At 56.5% G+C, this 1796-nt stretch carries 4 protein-coding genes; all 4 read left to right on the top strand.

Features of this window, described 5'->3' with window-relative positions; all coding sequences use genetic code 11:
- Positions 1–94: 94 nt before the first annotated feature.
- Entirely contained in the window at positions 95–529 is a 435-nt protein-coding gene (locus tag VKV18_RS11880; protein ID WP_324204417.1) for a hypothetical protein, read from the top strand.
- Positions 530–566: 37 nt separating this feature from the next.
- Positions 567–710 carry a hypothetical protein gene (locus VKV18_RS11885; RefSeq protein WP_324204418.1) on the top strand — a complete coding sequence of 48 codons (144 nt, stop codon included), beginning with the start codon at positions 567–569 and terminating at the stop codon, positions 708–710.
- Between the two features lie 79 nt (positions 711–789).
- Positions 790–1323: a hypothetical protein gene (locus tag VKV18_RS11890; RefSeq protein WP_324204419.1), complete on the top strand. Its 534-nt coding sequence runs from the start codon at positions 790–792 to the stop codon at positions 1321–1323.
- Between the two features lie 161 nt (positions 1324–1484).
- A partial coding sequence (locus tag VKV18_RS11895) for a hypothetical protein (protein WP_324204420.1) occupies positions 1485–1796 on the top strand: 312 nt, incomplete at its 3' end.

Here is a 1796-nt window from a genome sequence, read left to right on the forward strand (position 1 = left end):
GCGCGTTCAGCTTTCCCCAGAAGGAGAACGTCTGCGAGCCGCACGCTGGGAGAGCGTGGGAGAGCCATAAGCTCATCAAGGGAGAATGGTCGCGATGGCAAAAAAGACACCCAAAAGGGGATCCAGGCCTCGGTGTGGTCTGTGTGGGAAAACCGGCAAATTAACCAAAACGCCGTGTTGTGACCACTGGATCTGCGATGATAGCGACACCTATGTGCTGTTTTCTTACGCCCGCAATAGCTGTTGGCGCAATCACGACCGCTACACCATCTGTGCTTATCACTATCATGAGGGTCATACGGGGAGCTGGCAAACCTGCCAGAGGTGCCGGGAAAGCTTCGACACCGAGGACTATGTGGATATGGCTACCAACGAGTACAATTTCGAGAAGCTGCCCAACCCTCCGAGCTATGAGCCGACGAAATGTGCGGAATGTGGGCAGGTGATTATTCGTGCTCATGGCGGCTACAGCATTGTGCCCAACAAAGGCTATGTCTGCGGAACCTGTTCTTTGAAGGGACTGCTCTAACCCCCTTCCTTCTCTTAGCGGGGTATGACTGGACCAGATGAGGTCCCTTCCGCACGGTGGCCTCGACGAGGCAACGGTCAAGCCCAACGCTATTCGTGGCGGGCTGGTGGTGAGCTACGCCCACCATCAAAGCGGGTGGAGCCAGGCGCTGCCCACCCCTCCAGCCGTCCTCCCTACCTGATCTTTGAAAAGAGAGAAGGGGTACGTATGATCTGCTGCGTTGAAGTGTAAGGCACCATCAGCCAAAGAAAGGAACAATCATGCTCCAGCCCGATCCCCAGGTGGATAGCGCATTGCAGATCGCCCTGGAGAGGATGCAGGAAGTCCTCACCACGATGCGCGCCGGAGATAGGCACTCCGCAAAGACGCGAGCCTGCTTGAGCGACCTGTTGCAGCAGTTCGCCACGTCCTCGCAGATGACGCCTGCACAACGGGTTCAGTTACAGCGCCTGTTGACGCTTGTGGAGACCGTTTCCCCTGTTGGGACTCCCAGGCGCAAGCGGGAAGTAGCTCCACTGGCCCCTGCTGGCGGTGAGCCAGAGGTCGAGAGAGCCATAGCCCATGCCTTGCTCAACGTCCGTGACATTAATATGATCTGTCAGGAGTATGGAGATGTCTATGCCCTCGTTGAGGGCGAGAAGCGCCGGCGCAAGATCAACCGGGCGCGCAGACGGCAAGGTGTGTTAGAAATCCGAACGGCTGCCCGTGATGAATGGAGGGGGCCGGTCTCCTGGATTGAATGGGTGAACGGTCTGGGGGAACCAGTACGTTACCTGGCAACAGCGATCCGATAACAAGCAGCAGGCCCGCCGAATAACCGATGAGGCCGACTCCAGATGAACAGGAGAAGGCATGCCAGATTGGGGCGCAGGTCGTTCCTAACCGTGGGACAGAGAAGCGTAATTTCGCGAGAGATGGAGGTAGCCGATGTCAGCACTTGTGAGGGAAGAGAACGATGACCAATGAGCAGACGAAGACCCAGGAACTGTTAGCGATCCTCCAAACGCGACCGTGGACCAAAGCCGAGCGCGCCCTGGTGCGGCAGCAAATTCGTCGCTATTACGAGCGAAAACTGGCGGATTTGCAACGCGCGCTCTTTGAGGCCATTGGACTCAATGCCCCTACCAAGCTCACCCCTTTCGAGGTAGATGAGTATATTCATCGCTATCATAAGCAATCGCAAGAACTGTATGTGTACATGAACTATCGTTCTTCTTCCAATGAATGGACGCGTCCGCAGTGCCCAACTCTCTGGCGATTTGCGCGA

This window comes from Chthonomonas sp., from assembly GCF_035294505.1.
In the GTDB taxonomy this organism is placed as follows: Bacteria; Armatimonadota; Chthonomonadetes; order Chthonomonadales; family Chthonomonadaceae; genus Chthonomonas.

Coding starts and splice junctions, on each gene's coding strand:
- VKV18_RS11880 (WP_324204417.1), top strand. CDS start 95: ATGGCAAAAAAGACACCCAAAAGGGGATCCAGGCCTCGGTGTGGTCTG.
- VKV18_RS11885 (WP_324204418.1), top strand. CDS start 567: ATGAGGTCCCTTCCGCACGGTGGCCTCGACGAGGCAACGGTCAAGCCC.
- VKV18_RS11890 (WP_324204419.1), top strand. CDS start 790: ATGCTCCAGCCCGATCCCCAGGTGGATAGCGCATTGCAGATCGCCCTG.